The 22,837-nt window shown below is 55.7% G+C and carries 22 protein-coding genes; 12 read left to right on the forward strand and 10 right to left on the reverse strand.

Annotation, left to right across the window (positions count from 1 at the left end):
• Positions 1 to 94 precede the first annotated feature (94 nt).
• Entirely contained in the window at positions 95 to 1,438 is a 1,344-nt protein-coding gene (locus tag M2418_RS10280; RefSeq protein WP_259146314.1) for an MFS transporter, read from the forward strand.
• On the opposite strand, the gene M2418_RS10285 is transcribed toward M2418_RS10280, so the two are convergent.
• Positions 1,377 to 3,404: an autotransporter domain-containing protein gene (locus tag M2418_RS10285; RefSeq protein ID WP_259146315.1), complete on the reverse strand. Its 2,028-nt coding sequence runs from the start codon at positions 3,402 to 3,404 to the stop codon at positions 1,377 to 1,379. The genes M2418_RS10280 and M2418_RS10285 overlap by 62 nt on opposite strands.
• A 737-nt stretch (positions 3,405 to 4,141) precedes the next feature.
• Here M2418_RS10285 and M2418_RS10290 point away from each other — a divergent pair.
• The 3 genes from M2418_RS10290 to M2418_RS10300 are packed head-to-tail and all read left to right on the forward strand — an operon-like array spanning position 4,142 to position 6,405.
• Positions 4,142 to 5,353, forward strand: coding sequence for a trypsin-like serine protease (locus M2418_RS10290; RefSeq protein ID WP_259146316.1), 1,212 nt, complete (start codon positions 4,142 to 4,144; stop codon positions 5,351 to 5,353).
• Positions 5,350 to 5,880 (forward strand): hypothetical protein, encoded by a 531-nt coding sequence (locus tag M2418_RS10295; RefSeq protein WP_259146317.1) that lies wholly within the window; start codon positions 5,350 to 5,352, stop codon positions 5,878 to 5,880. Before M2418_RS10290 ends, M2418_RS10295 begins: the two co-directional genes overlap by 4 nt.
• 6 nt (positions 5,881 to 5,886) lie before the next feature.
• Positions 5,887 to 6,405, forward strand: coding sequence for a hypothetical protein (locus M2418_RS10300; RefSeq protein WP_259146319.1), 519 nt, complete (start codon positions 5,887 to 5,889; stop codon positions 6,403 to 6,405).
• A gap of 489 nt (positions 6,406 to 6,894) precedes the next feature.
• Here the strand turns inward: M2418_RS10300 and M2418_RS10305 are convergent, their stop codons facing one another.
• The gene (locus M2418_RS10305; RefSeq protein WP_259146321.1) at positions 6,895 to 7,533 is read right to left on the reverse strand and encodes a hypothetical protein; all 639 of its coding nucleotides are present in this window, start codon (positions 7,531 to 7,533) and stop codon (positions 6,895 to 6,897) included.
• Positions 7,534 to 7,747: 214 nt separating this feature from the next.
• On the opposite strand from M2418_RS10305, the gene M2418_RS10310 reads away from it, so the two are divergent.
• Positions 7,748 to 8,410 carry a TetR/AcrR family transcriptional regulator gene (locus tag M2418_RS10310; RefSeq protein ID WP_259146323.1) on the forward strand — a complete coding sequence of 221 codons (663 nt, stop codon included), beginning with the start codon at positions 7,748 to 7,750 and terminating at the stop codon, positions 8,408 to 8,410.
• Positions 8,411 to 8,415: 5 nt separating this feature from the next.
• Positions 8,416 to 9,348 carry a cation diffusion facilitator family transporter gene (locus M2418_RS10315; RefSeq protein ID WP_259146325.1) on the forward strand — a complete coding sequence of 311 codons (933 nt, stop codon included), beginning with the start codon at positions 8,416 to 8,418 and terminating at the stop codon, positions 9,346 to 9,348.
• A 689-nt stretch (positions 9,349 to 10,037) separates the two neighbouring features.
• Here M2418_RS10315 and M2418_RS10320 read toward each other — a convergent pair.
• The 3 genes from M2418_RS10320 to M2418_RS10330 all read right to left on the reverse strand — a co-directional run bounded on the left by M2418_RS10320 (position 10,038) and on the right by M2418_RS10330 (position 12,294).
• Entirely contained in the window at positions 10,038 to 11,132 is a 1,095-nt protein-coding gene (locus M2418_RS10320) for a metallophosphoesterase (RefSeq protein WP_259146327.1), read from the reverse strand.
• Between the two features lie 447 nt (positions 11,133 to 11,579).
• Positions 11,580 to 11,948 carry a hypothetical protein gene (locus M2418_RS10325; RefSeq protein ID WP_259146328.1) on the reverse strand — a complete coding sequence of 123 codons (369 nt, stop codon included), beginning with the start codon at positions 11,946 to 11,948 and terminating at the stop codon, positions 11,580 to 11,582.
• Positions 11,949 to 11,952: 4 nt separating this feature from the next.
• A complete protein-coding gene (locus M2418_RS10330) occupies positions 11,953 to 12,294 on the reverse strand; it encodes a hypothetical protein (protein ID WP_259146329.1) in 342 nt (113 codons plus the stop codon).
• 309 nt (positions 12,295 to 12,603) lie between these two features.
• Between M2418_RS10330 and M2418_RS10335 the strand changes: the two genes are divergently transcribed.
• Complete coding sequence (locus tag M2418_RS10335; RefSeq protein WP_192491636.1) at positions 12,604 to 13,086, forward strand: hypothetical protein; 483 nt, start codon at positions 12,604 to 12,606, stop codon at positions 13,084 to 13,086.
• Between the two features lie 100 nt (positions 13,087 to 13,186).
• Here M2418_RS10335 and M2418_RS10340 read toward each other — a convergent pair whose 3' ends face one another.
• The 4 genes from M2418_RS10340 to M2418_RS10355 all read right to left on the reverse strand — a co-directional run bounded on the left by M2418_RS10340 (position 13,187) and on the right by M2418_RS10355 (position 14,731).
• Positions 13,187 to 13,609 (reverse strand): hypothetical protein, encoded by a 423-nt coding sequence (locus tag M2418_RS10340; RefSeq protein WP_259146330.1) that lies wholly within the window; start codon positions 13,607 to 13,609, stop codon positions 13,187 to 13,189.
• Between the two features lie 2 nt (positions 13,610 to 13,611).
• Positions 13,612 to 13,971 (reverse strand): hypothetical protein, encoded by a 360-nt coding sequence (locus M2418_RS10345; protein ID WP_259146332.1) that lies wholly within the window; start codon positions 13,969 to 13,971, stop codon positions 13,612 to 13,614.
• Between the two features lie 317 nt (positions 13,972 to 14,288).
• A complete protein-coding gene (locus M2418_RS10350) occupies positions 14,289 to 14,609 on the reverse strand; it encodes a hypothetical protein (protein ID WP_259146333.1) in 321 nt (106 codons plus the stop codon).
• The gene (locus tag M2418_RS10355; protein ID WP_259146334.1) at positions 14,582 to 14,731 is read right to left on the reverse strand and encodes a hypothetical protein; all 150 of its coding nucleotides are present in this window, start codon (positions 14,729 to 14,731) and stop codon (positions 14,582 to 14,584) included. The genes M2418_RS10350 and M2418_RS10355 overlap by 28 nt, the downstream gene beginning before the upstream one ends.
• 1,698 nt (positions 14,732 to 16,429) lie before the next feature.
• Here M2418_RS10355 and M2418_RS10360 point away from each other — a divergent pair.
• From M2418_RS10360 to M2418_RS10370, 3 genes are read left to right on the forward strand one after another with little or no spacing between them, the layout of a single operon-like run.
• On the forward strand, positions 16,430 to 17,326 hold the full coding sequence (locus M2418_RS10360; protein ID WP_192491640.1) for an ABC transporter substrate-binding protein: 897 nt from the start codon (positions 16,430 to 16,432) through the stop codon (positions 17,324 to 17,326).
• Positions 17,327 to 17,330: 4 nt separating this feature from the next.
• Entirely contained in the window at positions 17,331 to 18,242 is a 912-nt protein-coding gene (locus tag M2418_RS10365; protein ID WP_259146336.1) for an amino acid ABC transporter permease, read from the forward strand.
• 3 nt (positions 18,243 to 18,245) lie between these two features.
• The gene (locus M2418_RS10370; RefSeq protein WP_250985945.1) at positions 18,246 to 19,022 is read left to right on the forward strand and encodes an amino acid ABC transporter ATP-binding protein; all 777 of its coding nucleotides are present in this window, start codon (positions 18,246 to 18,248) and stop codon (positions 19,020 to 19,022) included.
• A gap of 31 nt (positions 19,023 to 19,053) precedes the next feature.
• Here M2418_RS10370 and M2418_RS10375 read toward each other — a convergent pair whose 3' ends face one another.
• Entirely contained in the window at positions 19,054 to 19,929 is an 876-nt protein-coding gene (locus M2418_RS10375; protein WP_259146337.1) for a LysR substrate-binding domain-containing protein, read from the reverse strand.
• A gap of 110 nt (positions 19,930 to 20,039) precedes the next feature.
• Here M2418_RS10375 and M2418_RS10380 point away from each other — a divergent pair, with 110 nt between their 5' ends.
• Positions 20,040 to 21,254: a PLP-dependent aspartate aminotransferase family protein gene (locus M2418_RS10380; RefSeq protein ID WP_259146338.1), complete on the forward strand. Its 1,215-nt coding sequence runs from the start codon at positions 20,040 to 20,042 to the stop codon at positions 21,252 to 21,254.
• Positions 21,247 to 22,713 carry a M20/M25/M40 family metallo-hydrolase gene (locus tag M2418_RS10385; protein ID WP_259146339.1) on the forward strand — a complete coding sequence of 489 codons (1,467 nt, stop codon included), beginning with the start codon at positions 21,247 to 21,249 and terminating at the stop codon, positions 22,711 to 22,713. Before M2418_RS10380 ends, M2418_RS10385 begins: the two co-directional genes overlap by 8 nt.
• Positions 22,714 to 22,837 lie beyond the last annotated feature (124 nt).

Consider the following 22,837-nt stretch of genomic DNA (forward strand, 5'->3'; position numbering starts at 1 on the left):
TGTTGTTTTTCATGTCATACAGAGCGGCGAAAAGCACTGATTGCGGCTTTGCCAAAACCCTGTATTCATGACGCCAACAGCAATGGGGCAATGAATGTCGCCTCAGCCTGCTGATATCCAGGACATACAGGGCAAGACCGGGCTTCAGATGAGCAACCACCAACGCAACTATATTCTGTTTCTGATTGCCGGTTCTGGTCTGGTGGCGGTGGCGCGCGCCATGACGCTGTCGTTTCTGGCCATCAAGCTGCAACAATCCTTTGGGCTTGGCCCGGCCGTCATCGGTGCCATTCTGGGGGCCGGTCCGCTGGTTGGCGCATTGACGGCACCCTTTGCCGGGGCAATGTCCGACAAGGTCGGGCGCAAGACCATCATGACCATTACCCTCATTTCAATGGCGCTGGCGCTGGTGGGCATGGGCACGGCGGAAACGGTGCTGGCCTTTTGTGTGGCGCAGATTGGCGGCGCTGTTGCGGTTGCGGTTTATGAGCCGATTTCCCGCGCCATGATGAGTGATGCCTGCCCCGAGCCACAACGGCTGAAATATTTCTCCTGGCGGTACACGGCCGCCAATGTTGGCTGGGCGGTTGGCCCGCTGATCGGCATTGCTGCCGGTGCAGCCTCGACATTTCTGTTCGTGATTGCCGGGGCAATGTATGCGCTGTTTGCACTGGCGCTGCACCTCTACAAGACACCTGTCATGACGACGTCAAGGACCGATCAGCAGACCTCATCGCTCTCGCTGTTCGAGACGGTAAAAACCGCGGCGCGCGATCCACGACTGGCATTTTTTATTGGTGGCGGCACGTTGCTGATTGCCGTTTACGGGCAGTTTTCGGCAACGCTTGCGCCCTATCTTGCGGCGAATTTTGAAGGCGGGGTCGAGATCTTTGCCTATATGCTGTCCATCAATGGCGTTGTGGTGCTTGTTGGTAATCCCTTTGCCCGCCGGTTTATTGAACGCACCGGCGCGCTTCGTGCACTCGTCATCGGCTGCATGTTCTTTTGCGCCGGTGAAATCGGCTATCTGCTATCGGGTGAATTCTGGGCCTTTGCCATTTCAATCGTCATCTTCACGATTGGCGAAATTCTGGTGGTGCCATCGGAATACATGCTGGTGGACGGCATTTCCAACGACCGCAACAGAGGCAGTTACTTCGGCGCGCATTCCTTTTCCACTGTCGGCAATTTTGTCGGGCCAACACTGGGCGGTGCGCTTCTAGGCATGCTGGGTGGCCCGGCCATGTTCCTGCTGTTTGCCGGCATGGCCGTTGCAAGCGCCATTCTGTTTACAATAGGCACAAAAATGCCGCCGCCGGCTATTCGCTCCAAGGCGCTGGCGCCGACATCACCCGCTCTGCTGCAGGACCCGAAGTTCAGAACGTCACTTTCCAGCCGGAGCGTATCCACACGGTTGGGTCATCGCCCTGCGTGGTGACATTGACGTTGAGAGAGGCCGTGCCGCCGGCCACATCCATTTCTGCGCCCAAACCACCACGCAGCCAGAACTGGTTGGTGTTCTGGCCAGCGAAATTGAAGCCGGACAGGCCGGTGATGATGCCGCTGGTTGCAGCGGCTTCATCTTCAAACCGATAGGCCGCTTCGGCCCGCGCCAGCAAGCGAATGTTGTTGTCCAGCCTGTGCACGCCATCCACACCGGCACGAATAACGGTGCTATGGTCTTTCACCGCATCAAAACTGGCCGGGAAACCACCGCCGGTCTCACTGTAGGCATCGAGCTTTGAATGGGCGTAAGTCAGGCTGGCATAGGGCGTCAGGTTCCAGTCGTTGATGGTCGCAGCATTCAACCAATCCAGGCGCAGTTTGGCAGCCCATGTATCAAGGTCGGCTTCACCCATGGAATAATCCATGACGCCGCCATTGAGATAACCTCTGTTAACCGTCAATTTGCCCGGCGCGTAATAGCCGCCAATGGTGGCGTAGAGATTGCCTGCAACCGGCAGCGTGAGTTCCGGCGCGAGATAAAAACCCTTATTGATGAAGTTACCACCGGCATCAATATCCTGATCGGTGTAAAGACCGCCAAAGGCAAACCGTGCCGTGCCGCCGCCTTCAAGGCCAAGGCCGTAACCGAAATCAGCCACGCCAAATGCGCCATCACTGGCGGAGCCATTGTCATAACCGATATCAGAGGTGACCCAGAGGGACTGCTGGCCTGCCTGCAGCAGGTTGCGCATCGGTTCGCCATGCGCGCCATTTAGAATTGTGCCTGCATAGTTGAGGCCGACATTGGCGGAGGGTTTGTTGGCCAGCGATGCGTAAAACTCGTTGACGTCGATGATGCCGGAACCGACCGAGGATACGCGGGCGATGAAGGCAGAATTGTTTTGCGTGACCCCAACCACAACATTGCCATCAGCGCTTACCCCCTCAGCAACTAATGTGAAATCAGAGGCAACTGGGACGCCGGCGGCTCGCAACCAGTCTTCAATAGAGATCAGTCCAGTATCTTCAGTCCAACGAAAAGCACGAGTGCCAACGTTGCTTATTGCTGCTTCACCGACGACCACCGATCCGTCCGCGTTAACAGCAAAAGCTCTTGACGCTAGACCCGGATTCAACGGGTTAAGATCGACCATCATGTTTGAAGCTTGTGTCCAGCGGTAGGCACGTTCTATCGAGTTGATGCCAACCGACCATCCCACCACAACAGAACCGTCGGCGTTTACGCCTCTTGCATATGACAGCTGGTCACCAACTAGCGTGCCAAGGCTCGTCATTGTACCCGAAATCGAATCCCAACGGAAAGCGCGATCATTATTGCTTGCGTTACCGTCAGCGGCGTCACCCACGATGACTGAGCCGTCAGCACTTACTGCGTGAGCAACAGACGACGATCCGTTGTTCAGCACACCAAGGTCGGACATGGTGCCCGTCGCTTCCGTCCAACGGAAGGCGTGTTGCCGACCGGAGTTACCGTTGAGCGAATAGCCGACCACCACTGATCCATCGCCATTTACGCCATAGGCAACTGAAAAGGTGCCACCGGGCAGAGCGCCAAGACTAACCATCGTATTGGTGGCATTGGTCCACCGAAAAGCCTGTGGAATACCACCCGCATTACTGTCGTTAGAAAAGCCGACCACGACCTGACCATCACCACTCACGCCATATGCGCTAGATGACGATCCGCCATTTAAAGTGCCGAGGTTTTGCAGCGTACCAGCGTTAAGATCCCAGCGCGTGGCAAAGAAACCTCCGCCCGAAAGGTTTGCATTTCCAACCACAACTGATCCGTCGGAACTGATCGAGAATGCGCCGGAACCGTTGCCTCCCAGCGTGGGGAGGATGTCGTAACCATTTCCGTCTGCAGCGTACGCGATATCAATTGAGAAAAGAGCAGTGCCTGTGAAGAGAAATGCCGTAACGAGATGCTTCACCATTTCAAAGTTCCCAATGCCAAGGATGGTTACGTCAGTTCAACCTGCAACAAATCTCGAAATTTCCTGCTTTCGCATGTAGAAATTCACTATTATTTACGCGACCAATCAGTAGAAACGGAGATGTTTACTTCATGTCCGATGAATTGGTATCACAACATAGATATCTGACGAATATTTATTATACAAAATACGTTTTTTAAAAAATCCTCTAAGTATCATTCATGCAACATTGCGTTGTGTTGCGCTCTAAATGTGGAATGACGGAATGCATCTGATCACCGTAATTTTGTGTTCGGCGACTTAACCTTGTTGTTTAACCACTTTGCAAAACTGTAGTTGTTTATCATCCATAACAAATGGTAGTGACGCGCTGTATATTGTGAGGGGTTTTTAGGTGTGATGTTTGAGCAGGTGTAACCCCGGCCTTGTCGATTGGCCGGGGTTTTATTTGCTGTTTGGCATGCCCCGCCCTGCCCGGTTTTCATGAATCTGCGCGACGGAAGACGGTCTTTCAGCCCAAGGACTTGGGCTGGCCTGGATTCCTGTGACGAGCACAGGAATGAGGTGAAGGTGGAGCAATATTGCCGCCCCGACCCGCCGTCATTTTCACCAAAAAAACCCAAAACCTCTCACCCAAATTGGGGAGGTTGGCGTTGCCGTCCCGGCTTATGCTTCGGCAGCAGAGTGGGGTGAGCGGGCATCCCCCCTTTACAGACGCCAGGGGATTTTGGGGAACGATGGACAATACGCAGAGTACCGGCTTGCGGGCATGGAATGCCCTCACGTTTTTGAGCGCAATGCTGATGGCAGTTTCACTGCTGTTTGTGCCACAGCAGGCCCGCGCCATGGTTGACGGCATCAATGTGTCGCAAGATCCGCTTGGCAATGCATCCGGTTTTGTCGTGTCGATCCAGGCCTATAAAAACAAGGGAGACCCGCAGTTCAGCCAATGTCTTGGGGCCGCCATTGCCCCTGACATCATCATCACGGCCGGGCACTGCGTATCGAAGGCGCGGCATGTGTTGGTCAAATTTCTCAAAAGCGCGACCCCGGTTAAAGTTGATACGATAGAGGCAAAAAAATGGGTGGTTCATCCGCTCTATAATGGCGGTTATCCCGAGCCGATGTATTCCAGCTTCACAAGAAGCGAGGCCAGCCAGTATCACGACCTGGCGCTGATCCAGCTTGAAAGACCTTCCGATTATGCCAAGCCGGTCACGATCGTTCCGCCGGAGTGGGACGCAACCTTGGAACGTGCGGATGGGCCGAAATATTACATTTTCGGCCATGGTCGGGATGCCATTTACAAACCAGTTTCCGAAATGTGGTTTGCCGAGATGGCCAGACCTAAAAAGGCGGATGGATTGGACCATTTCATGATGAGCACCCTGGTCCAAAAATCGAGCCTGATGTGCGTTGGTGACTCTGGAGGCCCGGTTACCGTAGCAGGTCCAAGTCAGGATGTTTCCGGCCAGCGTGTCCATTATTTGCTGGGAATTCAGTCATCCGCAGATGGCTACGGCAAGCTTCCTGACGACATGAAGGAGGCGCTGAAATTTTGGAAAAAGGAAAGCAATATTCCGCTGTGTTCCAATGCGCTTTCCTTCTTTCATGTGTCGTATCACCGCGAGTGGATCATGGACACACTGGATGAAATGGGCGCATCGAAAGCCAGATCCTATACAACCTGGGAACCGGATTATGCCGCATGGATGCGAGCAAAAGACCTGAATGCACGTCCGGTAGTGACGCGCGCCGAGGGTGAAAAGGTCTTTCCAAGCTGCATGCTTGGCCCAAGGATGGTCTACACGGATATCGATGGAAAATGCCTTGATTTTACGGCGTTGCAGGACGGCGACGAATTCAAATTCAAGGGCAAGTCAGTGATCTATGACGCTAAACATTCCGGCACTTTTCCGGAATGGGTTCAGGAGCAAACCGCGCAATGACGATGTCTTTTCAAGCAACCTTTAAGACCTGCTTTTGCCTTATAATGTCAGTTTTGCTGACGTCGCCTGTTGCAGCCAGTGAGGTTTGTCAGGACTTCAAAGCCGCACGTCTGGCACTGGAAAAATATGATGCAGATCCGGCTGCGGTGCTCGAGAGCCGTTCAGTGTCTACAAACGCCATGTTTGGTTTTCCGAATTGCCGTGTCCAGTACACACAAAACGGTCTCAATGCGCTGGAGCACGTTTGTGAATATAAGGTGGACCTTCCCCCTGCACAGGCAGGGGAAGACGTTATGGCCGCACAGGATGTATTTCTCACAGATCTCGCATCAGAGCTGAAAAGCTGTACCGGGTTTGACCAATCCGACGAAAGTGTCTCGGGTATGGTTGGTAGCCATTTTGGATATTTCATGTTCCAGCGTTTTGATGAAGGACTTGCCCTAGGTGTGGATATTACCGGCGGGATTGGTGACGACAAATATCAAGCCCAAACTGCGATTACGTACCTCAAGAAAAGACGCAACTGAACCAAGATGGCTGCACTGATGAGATTTGCACTTTGTTCGTTCCTGTCATTGCTTATGGCATCATCCGTCGCGGCCAGGGAGGTGTGTGATGATATCAAGAGCGTGCACGCTACTTTGGTGAAATTGAATAAGGACCCACAGCCGGTGACGGACAATGTAACCGTTTCAGCGAGTGCGGTGTTTGGCTTCCCAAAATGCTTTGTGCGCTGGACGGAAAACGACCTGAACATGCTGGAATATGTGTGTGAATATGGGGTTGAACTTCCCTCCGGAGGAGATGAGGAGCGCGTTATAAATGCGCAAGATATGTATCTCAGCGACCTCGTGGCAGAGATTAAAACGTGCGCAGAATCTAAAGAAACTGAAACCAACCTTGCTGGTTTCCAAGCAAGTGATCGCGCAAAATTCATGACATTATATTTTGACGACGACAGCGTGTTGACTGTGGATGTCAGTGGTTGGATAGGGCAAGGCAAATACAATGCCGATGTGGCCATGATGTATGTTGAGAAACGATGGGACTAAGCCGAAGGGAGAAGTCCTGATTGCGTATAAATTTTCCACATTATGTGCGCCGCGACAGTGTGGATTTAACACTGCCCCAGCCAAATATGTTTCGTTTCACGAGACGTGGTTAGATACTTGTGACAAGCCCAGGTATGACGGCGCACGAGTGACGAGCATGCGGACAAAAAGAACCCCTCACCTGAAAAATCTATGACTTAGCGTAGCTAAGACCATGATTTTTCTTCCTCTCCCACAAGGGTAGAGGTGGGGCGCCAGTGGCGCTACCGACAACAACGTTATCATCAGGAACTCGGTGGCGGCCACAATTTCCCTCATTCCCGCGCTTGTTGCGGGAATCCAGGCCCAGCCCAAGTCTTTGGGCTGAAAAAGACTCTTTCGCCGTGCAGACGCGCGGCACTGGATTCCTGTGACAGGCACAGGAATGAGGGTCGGTTGCGGCAACCAACCACTCCACGTCATCCCTGCCCCAATAGTGTCCTGACTTTATCAGGTGGCGGGTTGCCAGACCGGTTCTTTCACCGGCTTGAACTTGCGCCATGCGACAGACAGCGCAAAAACGCCGGCCATGAACCACAGCACCCCGAAGAAGCGTGGATCGCCATGAAGGCCCATTTCACCGGTAATGGGAATACCGAAAAAGATGCCAAGGAAGAAACTGCGGATGGCATAACGGAAGGCCGTGCGGATCTTGACCCGGTGCACGCGCTTGCGGAAGGTTGGCAACAGGCGCTTCTTTTCCGGCTCGTAAGACACGCCAGCCCAGATATCCTCCAATATCTTGGCAATCATCTGGCAGCGTTCCGGCATGCCGACATTGATGGCCTTTGGTTCGATACGGCCGCGAATGCTGATCTTGATGATGTGCTCGTCCCAGCTATAGCTTGTGATGTCTTCAAAGGCGTGCATTTCCTTGCCGTCAAACACCTGCTGGGTGCGGAAGTTGAATGCAAACTTCGAACAGGTAAAAATGCCGTCGCGGTCCCAGCCCAGATCGCCGGCGATAACGACCTTGCGGACGATGTTCATGATGCCGCCAGCGGCGGACGCGCCACCGACCACACCTGAGGCAATGCCCGCGCTCATAACCGCGCCAGCACCCACTGCATTGCTTGCTTCTCTCGACATTTCAAAACCCCCATTTGCCTTGATGGGGAGATAACAAACCAGCCTTTAAACGTTGCAAAAACAAATCGTTACAATTTGAAACGACCGCGTTTTATGTGGCGTATGCACGCGCTGTTACGCCGTACAGCAAACTGCAACGCATTGATTTCTCTTATTCTACACTGTAGAACTCTACGCTGTAGAAGAAAATCAGGACAACGGACAGAGGTGCCAGATGTTGACGCGGGCGCAGATCATAGAGACGGCGGCAGTGCTTATGGAAAGCCTTGGCGAACGCCAGTTCAGCCTGCGCAAACTGGCAGATGCGCTGGGCTGCGACCCCATGACAATTCTCTACCACTGCAAGTCCAAGGACGGGTTGTTGCGCGCGCTTTCCGACCAGCTGGTGGCGCGGCTTGAACCACCAGAACCGGATTTGCCCTGGCAAGAGCGGCTGCGCCACATTGCCTTTGAATATCGCCGTGTTGCGCTGGCCCACCCGCAGACATTCCAGTCCATGTCGCGCTTTTTGTCATCCGGTTCTGCCGAATACCGCCACATTGAAACGGTGCAGAGCGCGTTGCAGGATGCCGGCTTGGCACCTGAAATGGCGCTGCCCATCGGGCTTGGCTGGTATGCCTCGATCATCGGGCTGATCACGGCCGAGATATCCGGCTTCATGGGCCGGGTGGCCGGTGAGGACGCGCAGGCCTTTTTACAGCTGGATGAACAAGACTACCCTGCCACACGGCGCATTGCGCCCTTTTTATCAGAAATACCGCCAGACTCTGTCTTCGGCACCACGGTAGATGTGCTGGTTGCCGGCATATCCCGCATGTCCCGTCATGGTGACGTGTCGCTTGAGGCTGACAGTGCCACTCTGGCCCTTACGGAATAAATATCATGAACGAACAATCCCTGCTTAAACTCTCCATCGGCCTGACGGTGATGATGGCCGCCTTCGGCGTTATCATTGGTTTCACCTCCGGTTCCGCCGCCATCATGTTTGATGGCGTTTACGCGCTGACTGATGCCTTCATGACGGTCATTGCGCTGCTGGTGGCGCGGTTGATTACGGCGTCCGCCGCGCCATCGCCCACAAGCGGCAAAAAGAGCAAGTTCATGGACCGGTTTTCGGTCGGGTTCTGGCATCTGGAACCGATGGTTCTGGGGCTGAATGGCAGCCTGTTGATGGGTGCCGCCGGTGTGGCGCTGGTGGGTGCGATTTCAAGCATTCTTGACGGTGGCCGCGTGGTCGATTTCGGCCCGGCGATGATATTTGCATCTGTGGCAACTGTGGTGGCGCTCAGTGCCGGTTTCTTCCTGCGGCGGGCCAACGGCGAGGTGAAATCCGGCTTTGTGGATCTGGACGCCAAGGCGTGGTTCATGACAGCGGGTTTGACCGCAGCGCTTTTGGTGGCCTTTCTGGTCGGTTACGCCATTGAAGGCACGCAGTTTGCCTGGCTTTCCCCTTACGTTGACCCGGCGGTGCTGGCGCTGGCCTGCGTGTTCATTTTGCCGACGCCGATTGCCAATGTGCGCCAGGCGGTGGCCGATATTTTGCTGGTTGCGCCTACGGAACTGCGCGACAGCGTGGATGTGATTGCCAGGGAAATCGTGGCGAAATACGGCTTTACCGCGCACCGCGCCTATGTTGCCAAGGTTGGCCGCGCCAAGCAGATCGAGCTGTTTTTCATTGCGCCGAAGACCCTGCCGGCCAAAAGTTTGAGCGAGTGGGATGCGATACGCGATGAAATCGGCGCCCGCATTGGTGACGAAGGCCCCGACCGCTGGCTGACAATCGTGTTCACCGCCGATCAGGAATGGGCGGATTGATGGGGGTGTTGGGGCTGTTGGTGTCAAACAATAAGCGTTGCACGGGTAACAACCCCTCACCTGAAAAATCTATGACTTAGCAAGCTAAGACCATGATTTTTCTTCCTCTCCCACAGGGGTAGAAGTAGGGCACCGAGCGTAGACCACGGCTTCCCTCATCTCTGTGCTCGTCACAGAGATCCAGGCCCAGCCCCAGTCTTGGGGATGAGAAGACTCTTTCGCCGCGCAGACGCGCGTCGACTGGATACCTGTGACAAGCACGAGGTATGAGGGGTGGGTGTTGGGGCTGCTGGTGTAACGCAATAAGCGTTGCAGGGGGTAACAACCGCTCACCTGAAAAATCTATGACTTAGCAAGCTAAGACCTTGATTTTTCTTCCTCTCCCACAAGGGTAGAGGTAGGGCACCGAGCGTAGACCACGGCTTCCCTCATCTCTGTGCTCGTCACAGAGATCCAGGCCCAGCCCCAGTCTTGGGGATGAAGAGACTCTTTTCGTCACGCGGACGCGTGACGGCTGGATACCTGTGACAAGCACGAGGTATGAGGAGAGTTTGTTGGGGCTGCTGGTGTAACGCAATAAGAGTTGCAGGGGTAACAACCCCTCACCTGAAAAATCTATGACTTAGCAAGCTAAGACCATGATTTTTCTTCCTCTCCCACAAGGGTAGAGGTAAAGGCGCCAGCCCCCCCTAACCCAACACCTTTGAAAACCCGACGTCGAACGACAGGGTATCGCCATTGCCGGCGACCTGCCCGATGGCGACGTCCATACGGGTATTGGTGACGCGCACCACGCAAAAACCGCCCATGAATGCGGCCTTGGCCTTGAACACATCATAAGCGCCGACCTTGTAGGCCATCGGCGTATCATGCTCATGGCCGTGGAAGATGCCGATGACATTGTAACCGGACAGCGTATCAAGCAGCGCCTGACGCTGTTCTTCACCCCACCAGTGCGGCGGGCCGGAACCATCAGGCGTGAAGGTGTTCTTTACCGGGTCCCAATGCTCTAGCGAAAACTGGTCCCAACCATAATGCTGGAACAGCACCACCGGGCGGCCATCTGCGGCATAGGTGGCAAGGTCATGTTTCAACCATGCCAGGCTGCTGGCCGTGCCCTTGTCGGTATCGCCGCCGTAACGCTGGGCCTGCACCAGATGCAGACCACCCCAGTTCCAGGAATAATTGTTGGAGGCGGAATCGTAATTATCGGCGGGAACCTCAGGTGTCGCAAAGATGCTCGGCTTGTGGTTCATGCGCACATAGTCGCGCAACTCATCGCGGTACCAGTCGATTTGCGGCGGGCGGTCGTCCTGATCGAGGTCGTGATTGCCCATCCCAACATAAACCGGGTAACGAATGCGATCCGGCCCTTCGCCCTGACGGTAACGTTTGGAAAATTGTAGCAACTGCGTGCCCTCGCCAAGGTCCGGCATCTGACCGCCGCCATCATCGGTGGCATCACCGCAGACAATGACGCCGCGCGGCGCGGCGATGGGCTGGCCCGCGGAGGTAAAACCGCTTGGTTTTCCCAAAATGTCCTGCGGCCAGTTGTGTTGGTCTACGCCGTTGAGGCCACGGATATGGCGCAGAAGATTTTCATCGGTCTTGCCTTGCGCCGCGCAACCGGGGCTGAGGCTATCGCCAATCTGGCAGGCATGGATGTCATTGACCACAAGGAAGGTCACGTCGGTTTCTGGCAAGGCGGCGCGGGAGATGGCAGGCAGTGATAAAACCATGCCGGAGGCCAAACCCTGCCTCAGCAGCGATCGTCTTGTCAGCATTGTTGCCCCCGTTTTTGATCCGCGCGTAATGGATGGGCACAGACTAAAAGGCAAATCTTAACGGGGTTTCAACGGTGTAGGTGGGTATAGCCGCGTGGTGCTGCAGCCACCCTCACTCCAGTACTGGTTACAGGAGTCCAGTCATCCCAAGTCCTTGGGATGAAAAGAGTCTTCCCGCCGCGCAGACGCGCGACGACTGGATACCTGTGATTGATCCTCGGGTCAGGCCCGAGGACGAGGTATGAGATGTGAGTGGAGTAACGTCGGCGTCAAGCAATGAGCGTTGTGTAAGCTCACGAACCCCTCACCAAGAAAATCTACGACTTAGCTGGCGCTAAGACCGTGATTTTCTGTCCTCTCCCACAAGGGTAGAGGTAAGGCGCCAGCCGCGCTGTTTCACGTCATCAAAACGTTAGAGATGTGTCGCAATGGGTGCCCCAACCGCCCTCATCCCTGCAGCGGCTGCATGACCGGCCCGTCACAATCCTCTATCTCGCTTTGCAGGCGGTAATAATCATCGGTGTCGATGACGGCCACATAGGTTGCCAGCGTGCACAGGTCCATTCCAGAGCAGTAGAATGCGGCATTGCCATCACAGCCCGGCGGATAGGTGTTGGTGACAAACCCGCCAAACCGGTCGCAATAGACCACCGGCGCGCCATCGCGGAATTTTTCAACGCAACCGGCCACCCAATCGCCCGAGATGATGCGGGATTGCTGCGCCAGCGCCGCAGAGACCGGTGACAATAACAGGCCGGCACTGAGAACCGCACGGCATAACACGGACGACATAGATGACGCAGGCATCAAAGGCATGGGCTTACTCCAGATAGGGGTTGGTCAGTTCGAGTTTGCAAATGCCGCGCTCGATATCGTCAGGCACACATTCGCTGAGAATGGTGACGGTGCAGTTTTTCTGATGGTTCTGGCGGGCGAGATATGGGCTGTAGCGTGGCTTTTCACCCACTTTGATCTTCAGTCGGGCGACCCCGCCTTCACAATCCGTGTGGGTAAAGTGAATGTCGGAATTGCAACCATTGACCCAGCTGTCGCCCTGCATGGTCATGCAGCGCACATCGGCGCGGGCACTGGGTGGAAACAACAACAGGCTGAGGCATTGCGACAGCGCAAAACACAGCAATGATATCGATATTTTGCGCAACGCAGTGGCCCCCAAAAACCCTGTGCAGCACGCTAATAAAATCCGCCGCTGTCAGCATCACCCAAACGGGGGATTTCCCGTCTGTTATGGTCATATAGGCTGCTCGTATGTTGCTAAACTGGAGATATTTCTTTGCGATCCACTGGCAAGAGAAGCGCAGATTACACCGCCCAAACAAGCGCAGCCACGAAGGCACGCTGGAGCACTTATCTTTTGTCGTGTGTCGTATTCGGATTCATTTGTTGTGCAACGCTATCTGCCGGAGTCTCCTTCGCGTTTGAGCCTTCATGGTACAAAGAAGACTGGTCGATGGACCCAGAGATACACGCTTTACATCAAAAAATGATTGCTGCAGATCGAGCGCTTGATGCGGCTTCGAATCCCCCGCGGAACCAAGCTGAATTCGCGCGGCAAATGATTATAAACAGCACCTTGCACGAAGAATGGCGCGCGCTGATGCAGCGGAAGGCAAGCGGTTCCGCTGGCAGTGCCACGGCCAAATCTAACGCCCCGGCGGTTGGTAACAGTACGAAAATTGCTTCATGTGTTTCTCACAAAAAGCAACAAGGACTTGATGAATACAACAGGCCAGTTTGCAAAGTGGCGGTTCGTAACAGCTGCAAAGTCGCAGTAGAATGTTCCGCCGACATTAGCGGTACTGATGCAACCGGCACCCGCCATCGCCAACGTTATGCGCTTCATTTACCAGCGGGAAGCTCTGGTGAACGCGGAATAACACAGGTTATCGGATGTGACGAACCTGAAGTCAGTTGCAAGCCCTGGCAACAGTGACGTTGTGATTTGTTGGGCGGGTAAGAACTGAAATCCACGTTCTCACTGCGCATTGTCCAAATTGTTGCACACATCTTGCCGACCCTGCCGAAAGACAGGCTTATTGGTATGGACGCAGATAGGTGGTGATGTAATCGCCGCTGTGCCACGCCTCGGCCCGCACCCGCGCATCAATGCCGGATGATGTGGTGGGGGTTAGCGCAAACATGCGTTCTGCCAGCGCATCGCCCAGTTGCATGATGGCGTCGATTTCCGCCAGCTCATCTTCTAGCGCCATATCCTCGGGCATATCGCGGAAACGCTGGTCAGCAACCTTTGCGGCCTCATGCAGTTCTGCCTGCAAGGCAAGCAGCGCCTGATCATCCGCAGGCGTAGTGCCGGGCTGTTGCGCAGGCTTGATATCAGCGGGTTCAACGGTTTGCTCTGTCATATGTGCTAGACGTCTCCATCTGGTGTCATGCACCATGTCAGGGGTTTGAGGCTGGTTTTCGGTGTTGTCAGGATGGTTGGTGTGCTGTGTCATGATCAACCCGCCTGCCCGATACGGCTCGCCAGCAATGCAGCACGGCGCATTTGGTAAGCCGGCTCACTATCTGCGTTTGCCTGGTGATAGTCGTCAGTTTCAGCGTGGCACCAGTCTTCCACCGCCAGCATGTAGCGTGTGTATTCTGCGCCGGTATGCGGCCGGGTCGTAAATAGCAATTTGGCAAACGTGCCGGTCAGCCGGAATGGCCGGTTGGGGGACATTGTTTCAATACATCCGCCAAGGCTGAGGCCCGCAGAACGGCCAGCCGCCCCCGCACCAGCCTGCACTGGCGCCTTACGCTCAGGTTTTGGCTGGTGGGTGAAGTCTGCTGCGGCTGGCCGTTGATTTGCGGAATACATCTACAACTTCCTTCTGTAACTCATGGCAGGCATGATAGAGCTTCGCACCGCGCCGGGGATAAAGAAATGTGAATTAATTCCTATTCCCCGCCGTCATTTTGCAATTGATGATGATTTTCAGCGGTTTGGGGGTGATCTACGGTTTCAGGCGTCGGTGAAATTTACCCGCATGACGAGAAACAATGTAGAGCCTTCAGTGAAAGGATTTGGGCCGAAATGCTCTAATCCCTCTTTTTTGCGCAATGTCCGGACGAGAAACCGGTTTCCACTTTCTCTGGAATTGCTTGGTCAGTCGTCCATGCCCGGCCAGCGACGGGTTAAACCAGTTGCTTGTGCTGCTCCACCGCATCGGCCCATTCGATGGCCGCGTAACGGCCAATCACCGTCTTGTCGTTATGGATGACATTGACGATGCGCTTGAAAAGCTCCGTCTCGAAGGGCGTTTCGTCGCTGGCATCGTGGCTTAAGCAGCTGCCATCCTCCAGAAACACAGCCGTGACATAAAAATCATCCGCATCGCCTTCCAGTTCGGCGCGGCCGGAAATCAGAATGCCGCTGTCCATACGGCCATGGATGGCAATGTTCAGCTCATCAAAATCGAGAAGCGCGGTTATCGGTGCGATATTGAGCGATGCCATGGGCCAATCTCCTGATTTATCCTGTCTTCACGCATAACCTGCGCGTTAAATTGCACGGCGGCGAAGGCCATCAGCCCGGCCGCAAGCGCAAGGCCGGAAAGGTTCTGCAAAATGCCTGACATGTGACCGCCCTCCACTGAACGCAACATAAACACAACACAACAGCAACACTACAGACGCGCAAAACCGCCGGCTGTTACGGCCGGTCACGTACGGTTTGTCTCATTCCGTGACACTAGGCACGAACAAGGTTGTTAAGGTGAAATACTGGCGCCGTTAGAGGCTTTTCACATAGGTGGTCGCCCCTGCTCTGATGCGGAATTTATACGCGCCGCAACATCACCGTCAACACTACATCAACACAAATCGCAACGCTTTTAGTCGGCAGATTGCGGGTGGTTTGGTGTCGCAGCAATGCTGCTGTTCTCTTGCTAGAGGATTGAAAATGAATAAGTGCTGCACTCTTTCCTTCAAAGACTGAAGAGAGACAGAAACAGGAAGCGGCGGTGCTGCGTTAACAGGTGTTGAGTGCAAGGTTTATGGGCAGCAGGCTGCGCCACTTCAACATTATCATGGGTTTGGGCGGGGTTTCGGGTGTCAAAGCGCTGACGGTGAGCAAGCACACCAACCCCTCACCTGAAAAATCTATCACTTAGCAAGCTAAGATGATGATTTTTCTTCCTCTCCCACAAGGGTAGAGGTAAGGCGCCGAGCGGCAAACCACGGCTTCCCTCTTTCTCGCACTTGTTGCGGGAATCTAGTCATCCCCAGTCGTGGGGATGGGAGAAGGTCTTTTCGCCGCGCAGACGCGCGTCGGCTGGATTCCTGTGACAGGCACAGGAATGAGGATCGGTTGGCGCAATATTTGAGCAAGACGAGCATCGACAACTGACTAACCCCTCACCTGAAAAATCTATCACTTAGCACGCTAAGATGATGATTTTTCTTCCTCTCCCACAAGGGTAGAGGTAGGAGCGCCGAGCGGCACGATCCCAACCCATGAACGCTATCCTATGTCGTTCAGTGCAACCAACATACTCCCCCTCATCTCTGTGCTTGTCACAGAGATCCAGGCCAGCCCAAGTCTTTGGGCTGAAAAGAAGCCTTTCGCCGCGCCGACGCGCGTCGGCTGGATTCCTGTGACGAGCACAGGAATGAGGATCGGTTGGCGCAATATTTGAGCAAGACGAGCATCGACAGCTGACTAACCCCTCACCTGAAAAATCTATCACTTAGCACGCTAAGGTGATGATTTTTCTTCCTCTCCCACAAGGGTAGAGGAAAGGTGCCGAGCGGCAAACCCAACCCTAACGCCGTCGCCAGTCACTCAGTGGGCAACTCCAACTTCCCTCATCTCTGTGCTCGTCACAGAGATCCAGGCCAGCCCAAGTCTTGGGGCTGAAAAGAAGCCTTTTCGCCGCGCAGACGCGCGTCGGCTGGATTCCTGTGACAGGCACAGGAATGAGGATCGGTAGGCGCAATATTTGAGCAAGACGAGCATCGACAGCTGACTAACCCCTCACCTGAAAAATTGATCACTTAGCAAGCTAAGGTGATGATTTTTCTTCCTCTCCCACAGGGGTAGAGGAAAGGTGCCGAGTGCCGCCCCACCTCCCCTCTCCTTTGTGCTCGCTGCGGGCATGATACTGCCGTCGGTCACTGTGGCGCGCGGTCGCGCAAGCAATAACCTCAGCGAATAGAGTGGCCCGATCTTATTATTGGACGGACTGTTTTGCCGGTCCCATAGTGTCATGGTCGGATGATGACAGTGATCCTCCCAAGCGTCACTCAATCCGTCGCAAAACAACATGGGGAACAAAATGAACAAGACACTTACTCATCTGCCGGTGTTTGCCGCACTCGCTGTTCTGTCACTCAGCGGCCAGAGCCTTGCGCAGAGTTTCGACACCTCCTCCATCAAGGTTGAAGACAGTTTGGCCGCCCGATTGCCGGAAAAAATCAAGGCGAGCGGCGTTCTGACGATCGGCTCCGATACGGCCTATGCGCCCTGGGAGTTTCTGAGCGAAAAGGATGGCCAGACGCCTGAGGGTATTGATGTCGATATTGCCAATGCCATTGGCAGGAAGCTCGGCGTCAAGATCGATTTCCAGACATCGGCTTTTGAAGCCATTCTGCCGGCCCTTGGCAGCAAGTTTGACATTGGCGTTTCGGCGTTTTCCGTCACCAATGAACGCATGAAAGCCGTCAATTTTGTCAGCTATGCGGATACGGGTAGCATGTGGGCGGTGAAGGCCGGCAACCCGGCCAAGTTCGATCCTGCTGACCTGTGCGGCCGCAAGATCGCCATCCAGTCTGGCAGCTATCATGAAAAGGCAGTGATTGCTGAAAACGAGCTCTGCAAATCCGCAGGCAAGGCCGAAATCGACATTCTGCCGTTTTCCAAACAGCCGGAAGCGCTGACCCGCGTTGCGGCTGGCGGTGCAGATGCCACCGTGTCTGGCGAGGCAGGTATCGGCTATGCGGCAAAGCAGTCCAACGGTGCGTTTGAGACCATGAAGCCGGCTGGTGGTGCCTTAAGCAAGCATGGTCCAAACGGCATTGCCGTTGCCAAATCCGATATGGCGTTGACGCAGTTGATCGCCGACACCATCAACGCCCTGATCGCCGATGGTACCTACAAGGCGCTGCTCGACACCTGGGGTGTGGGTTCGGTGATCGTTGACCAGGCGCGCGTCAATCCCGAAGTGAAGATCTGAACCGATGGCCACTGATGTCGATAATATCGGAGCCGGCTTTACGCCGGTTCCCCTCGCAAAGGCGACCGTCACGCGCAACATCGTCGTGCCGCGTCGCCATCCCGGCCGCTGGCTTGCCATTGCAATCCTGGCTGTTGTTTCGCTGCAGATCGCGCAGGCTGTTTCGGTCAATCCCAATTTCCACTGGGATGTTTACGCCACCCATCTGTTTTCCCCACAGGTCATACGGGGGGTCGGCTGGACGCTGATTTTGACCGTGGTCGCAATGACCGTTGCGATCGTTATGGCTGCGCTATTGGTAATCATGCGCGACAGTGACAATCCCGTCTTGCGGGGCATTGCCTATGGCTGGGTGTGGTTCTTCCGGGGAACGCCAATCTATACTCAGCTGCTGTTCTGGGGTCTGTTTGCGGTTCTGTTTCCCAATCTCAGCCTTGCGATACCTTTTGGCCCCGAGGTCATCAGCGTCGAAACCAAATATATTGTCACGCCGGCCATGGCGGCCATTCTGGGCCTTGGCTTCAACGAGTCCGCCTATCTCACGGAAATCTTCCGGGCGGGTTTCAACTCGCTTGATCGTGGACAGGCCGAAGCGGCGCAGGCACTGGGCATGAAACCTGCAAAAATCTGGTGGCGTATTCTCATGCCGCAGGCGATGCGGGTGATTATACCGCCGACGGGCAACGAGACCATTGGCATGCTGAAAATGACATCGCTGGTGCTTGCCGTCCCGTTTACGCTCGACCTGACCTTTGCGACCAATGCCATTTCGAACCGGCTTTATCTGCCAATCCCGCTGCTGCTGGTTGCCGGCACCTGGTACCTCGCCATCACCAGCCTGCTGATGGTTGGCCAGCATTTCCTCGAACGCCATTTCGGTAAAGGCGTTTCCGTTCACCCGACACGGGCGGAGTAGACCATGAACGCACATGTTTCAGAGTTCTGCGTTGAAATGCAGAACATCCACAAATTCTATGGTCCCGTCCATGCGCTGAAGGGTGTGGACATGCGCGTGCGGCGTGGCGAAGTTTGCGTTGCCATAGGTCCGTCCGGTTCGGGAAAATCAACGCTGCTGCGATGCATCAACCAGCTGGAGAGCATTTCGGCCGGCCGGGTGTTTGTCAAAGGTGAGCTGCAGGGTTTTACCGAACGCAACGAGCGTTTTCACCCGCTCGCGCCGGCACAGATCGCCGCACAACGCCGCCTGACGGGCATGGTTTTTCAGCGTTTTCACCTGTTTCCGCACATGACTGCCCGCGAAAACGTCATGGAGGGTCCGCGCCACGTCAAGGGCTGGTCACGCGAGCAGGCCGGGAAAAAGGCCGATGATCTGCTGAGACGTGTCGGGCTGGATGGGTTTGGCAGCCGCTATCCCACGCAGCTTTCCGGTGGACAGCAGCAGCGCGTGGCGATCGCTCGCGCACTGGCGATGGAGCCTGAGGTGATGCTGTTCGATGAGCCGACCTCCGCACTCGATCCGGAACTGGTCGGCGAGGTTCTCGATGTCATCAAGGATCTGGCACGCAGCGGCATCACCATGGTGGTCGTCACGCATGAAATCGGTTTTGCCCGGGAAGTGGGAAACCATCTCGTGTTCATGGATCAAGGGCAGATCGTCGAGGAAGGACATCCGCGCACCATGCTCACCAGCCCACAAAACCCGCGCACAGCCGCCTTTCTCTCCAAGGTGCTGTGAGGCCGCGATGTTCATGACCAGGCCAAAGCACTCAAATCGCGTCGCGCAGCACCCGGATGAAGTCCTCCAGAATTGTGGACGGCAGACGATTGGGCGGCGTGATCAGCAGCGTTCTGAAATGGAGTGCCGGTTCGAAGGGTCGCAGGGTCAATCCATGGCCTTCGTAAGGTTCAGCCGTCAGCGGGTTGACCAAGCCAACGCCGATGCCAGCGGCCACCATGGCGCAGATCGTCGTCGAATACGGCGTTTCCATCACGGTGCGGACAGTAATGCCCGCCTGTGCAAAGGCGATTTCCGCTTCACGCCGGGTGGTGTCTTCGGGCGCCAGTGCAACAAAGGCCTGGCCGGCAAGATCGACCGGGCGGATCACCTCAAGGGCTTCAAGCGCATGTCCCCTGGGCAATGCGACGGCCACCCGGAACTGGGCGAATTCCTCAACCTCCACACCGGTGCGGTCAATCTCGTCTGCAACAATGCCAAGGTCGAATTGGCCAGATGCCACCAGATCGCGCACGTTGGACGACATGCGGGCCTGGAATGTGACGGCAACATTTGGATTGGCCAACATGAAGGCGTGAAGCGCACGCGGCAGGACATTGGTCGACAGCGCCGACAGACAGGCGATGCGGATTTCTCCGGAACCGTAGTCCCGGATACGGGCGGCCGCGCCGCGAAGATGGGTCAATCCGAGAAAGGCCTGCTCGACCTCGCGGAAAAACAACTGCCCCTCCTGGGTCGGTTGCAAGCGCCCCTTGATCCGCTTGAAAAGATCAAAGCCAAGCGAACGCTCCAGTTCCTGGATCATCTTGCTGATGGCGGGCTGGGAGACGTGAAGCACTTCGGCAGCGCGCGCCGTCGTGCCATTGGTCATCACCACGCGAAAGACTTCCACCTGTCTCAGGTTCACCAGCAGCTCCACCGACAATCAATAACTTTTACGAATAGCAGTAGCGCAGATTTCCCCGTTTCGGAATTGATTTCCGCAAACGCACAGCATTTGTTCCGAAAGGCCTTGCCATGAACGATCTCACCCAATGCGTCCTTACGCCCGCAGTACCAACGGAAGGTTTTACGCCGCTCGGTATTGGTACTCACCGCGCCTCGACGATCGTCTTCAAGGACGCCGCAGCCTATGCATCGCGTGGGGAACGCGGCCACGAGGGCTATTCCTACGGCCTTTACGGCACGCCAACCACCCGGACACTGGAAGCCAAGCTGACCAGCCTTGAGGAAGGTGCCTGGACATTTCTGACGCCTTCGGGCCAGGCGGCCAATGCACTGGCGGTTCTGCCGTTTCTGGCGGCCGGTGATCACATTCTGATTGCCGATACCGCCTACCCGCCAATGCGTGATCTGGCGGAAACCGATTTGCGCCGCCTTGGTGTCGAGGTGGAATTCTTCGATCCCCGTTCGCCTGACGATGTCGCTTCCAAAATGCGGCCAACCACCAGGATTGTCTGGTGCGAAAGCCCCGGTTCAACGACGATGGAAATTCTGGACCTGCCACGCATCGCGGCCATCGCCCATGAGCATGGTGCATTGGTCGGTGTCGACAACACCTGGGCGACACCGCTCAATTTCAAACCGCTGGCGCATGGCGCCGATATCGTTACCGAGGCGCTGACCAAGTTCGTATCCGGCCATTCCGATGTGCTGATGGGTTCCATCACCGTACGCGATGACAGCCTGATCAAACCGATCCGTTCGCTGATCGGCAGAATGGGCATCGGTGTCTCTCCTGATGATGCCTCGCTTGTGCTGCGTGGCTTTGAGACGCTTGGCGTGCGCCTGCGCCATTCAGAGCGGGTTGCGCTGGATTTTGCCCGCAGGATTGAAGGCCATCCTCTGGTGACGCAGGTTCTTCATCCTGCATTGGAATCTTTCGCCGATCACGCGGTGTGGAAGCGGGATTTTCTCGGCTCAAGCGGTGTTTTCAGCATCGTTTTCACACCAGAGGCATCGAGCCATGTCGCGGCGTCGCTTGACAGCTTGCAGGTGTTTGCGATTGGCGCATCCTGGGGCGGCACACGCAGCCTTGCCGCGCCCATGTCCATCACCGGTTTTCGCAGTGCGACCGACTGGAGCGGTCCCGACATCATATTGCGCCTCAGCATCGGGTTGGAAGATGAAGACGAACTCTGGGAGGACGTGACCCGCCTGCTGGCTTTCCTTGACGCAAAGTGCAGCGGCACAACAAGCGAGACATCCCTCAAAACGGCCCGTCATGGCTGATTTCGGACGCGATATTTCAACACTGCTGGAAGGAAAAGACGTGCCAAGAACAGAAGACGTGCTGCGCGATATCGACGACAGGTTTGACATCACGCTCAGCAAATTGCTTGAACTGGTTTCTATCCCGTCGATATCCAGCGACCCTTCCGGCAAACCCGGAATTGAACGGGCAGCCGAATGGCTGAAACATGAACTGTCGTCGATGGGTCTTGCGGCCGATATTATCGCCACCAAGGGGCACCCGGTGGTTCTTGCCCGCTCCTTTACGGCTTCGACTGACAGCCCTTCAGCCGGCAAAAAACCGCGTCTGCTGTTTTACGGGCATTACGACGTTCAGCCGGTGGGTGATGAAGGCGCGTGGAAACACCCGCCCTTTGCGCCTGAAATCATTGAGGAAGATGGCATCCACAGGTTTTATGGACGCGGGACATCGGACAGCAAGAGCCAGTTGTGGACATTCATCGAGGCGTTGCGGGCGTGGAAAAGCGTGCATGGCGAATTTCCAGCAGAGGTTATCGTGCTGCTGGAGGGCGAGGAAGAGTGCGGATCTGCCAGCTTGCCGGCCTTCATTGAGTCACACAGGCATGAACTGGCCTGTGATGTCGCCTTCATTTGTGATGCCGAGATGTGGACCGCCACCCAGCCGGCCATCACCACCCAGCTCAAAGGGCTGGTGCATGAACGTGTCACGATCCGTGCGCCCAATGCGGATCTGCATTCGGGACATTACGGCGCGGTTGCCGCCAACCCGATACGGATCCTGAGCAGCATTCTGGCAGGCCTGCATGACGACAAGGGCCGTGTGACTATCCATGGTTTTTATGATGGGGTTCACGATATTCCGGACACCATACGCCAACAGTGGCAGGACCTTTCCCGGCAACCGGAACTGTTTGCCGATGTCGATCTGACCGGCGGCATTACCGAGGAAGGTTACTCGCCGATTGAAGCGATGTGGGGCCGCCCAACTGTCGATATCAATGGCATTACCGGCGGTAATCAAGGCCCGGGTGAACGGTCCGTCCTGCCGGGGTCGGCAACGGCGCGGCTGTCGTTTCGGCTGGTGGCCGGACAATCGCCAGAGGCAATCCGCCAGCAATTCCGCAGCCATGTAGAACGGTTGATACCGAGAGGTTGCAGCGTTGAATTCGAGGGTGACGGTGGCAGTTCGGCGGTGGTGCTGTCGCAAGACAGCCCCTACCTGAAAGCGGCGGCCCGCGGCCTTGAAAAGGAATGGCAAAGCCCGGCCATTTTGCGCGGAACAGGTGGTGCCATCCCGCTGGTTGAACAGCTCGGCAAGGCACTGCAGACAGAATGCGTGGTCATCGGTTTCATCTTGCCAAGCGATGCTATCCACGCCCCTGACGAACACTATGACAGCGAGCGCCTGCGCCAGGGCGCACGCAGCTGGATTCGTATTTTCGAGGAGATTGAGGCAGCGACAGATATTCAGACTTAGGCAGTCGATGACACAGACAGAACCGCCCCGGCACAATCAACCCTCCACCCCCATCGTGCAGAGTTACCGGCGTTTGGCGCGCGGCATGCGAGGGGTGCGTCAAAAAGACCGCTCCTTATATCTT

The organism is Rhizobium sp. BIGb0125 (assembly GCF_024810055.1).
Classification (GTDB): Bacteria; Pseudomonadota; Alphaproteobacteria; order Rhizobiales; family Rhizobiaceae; genus Agrobacterium.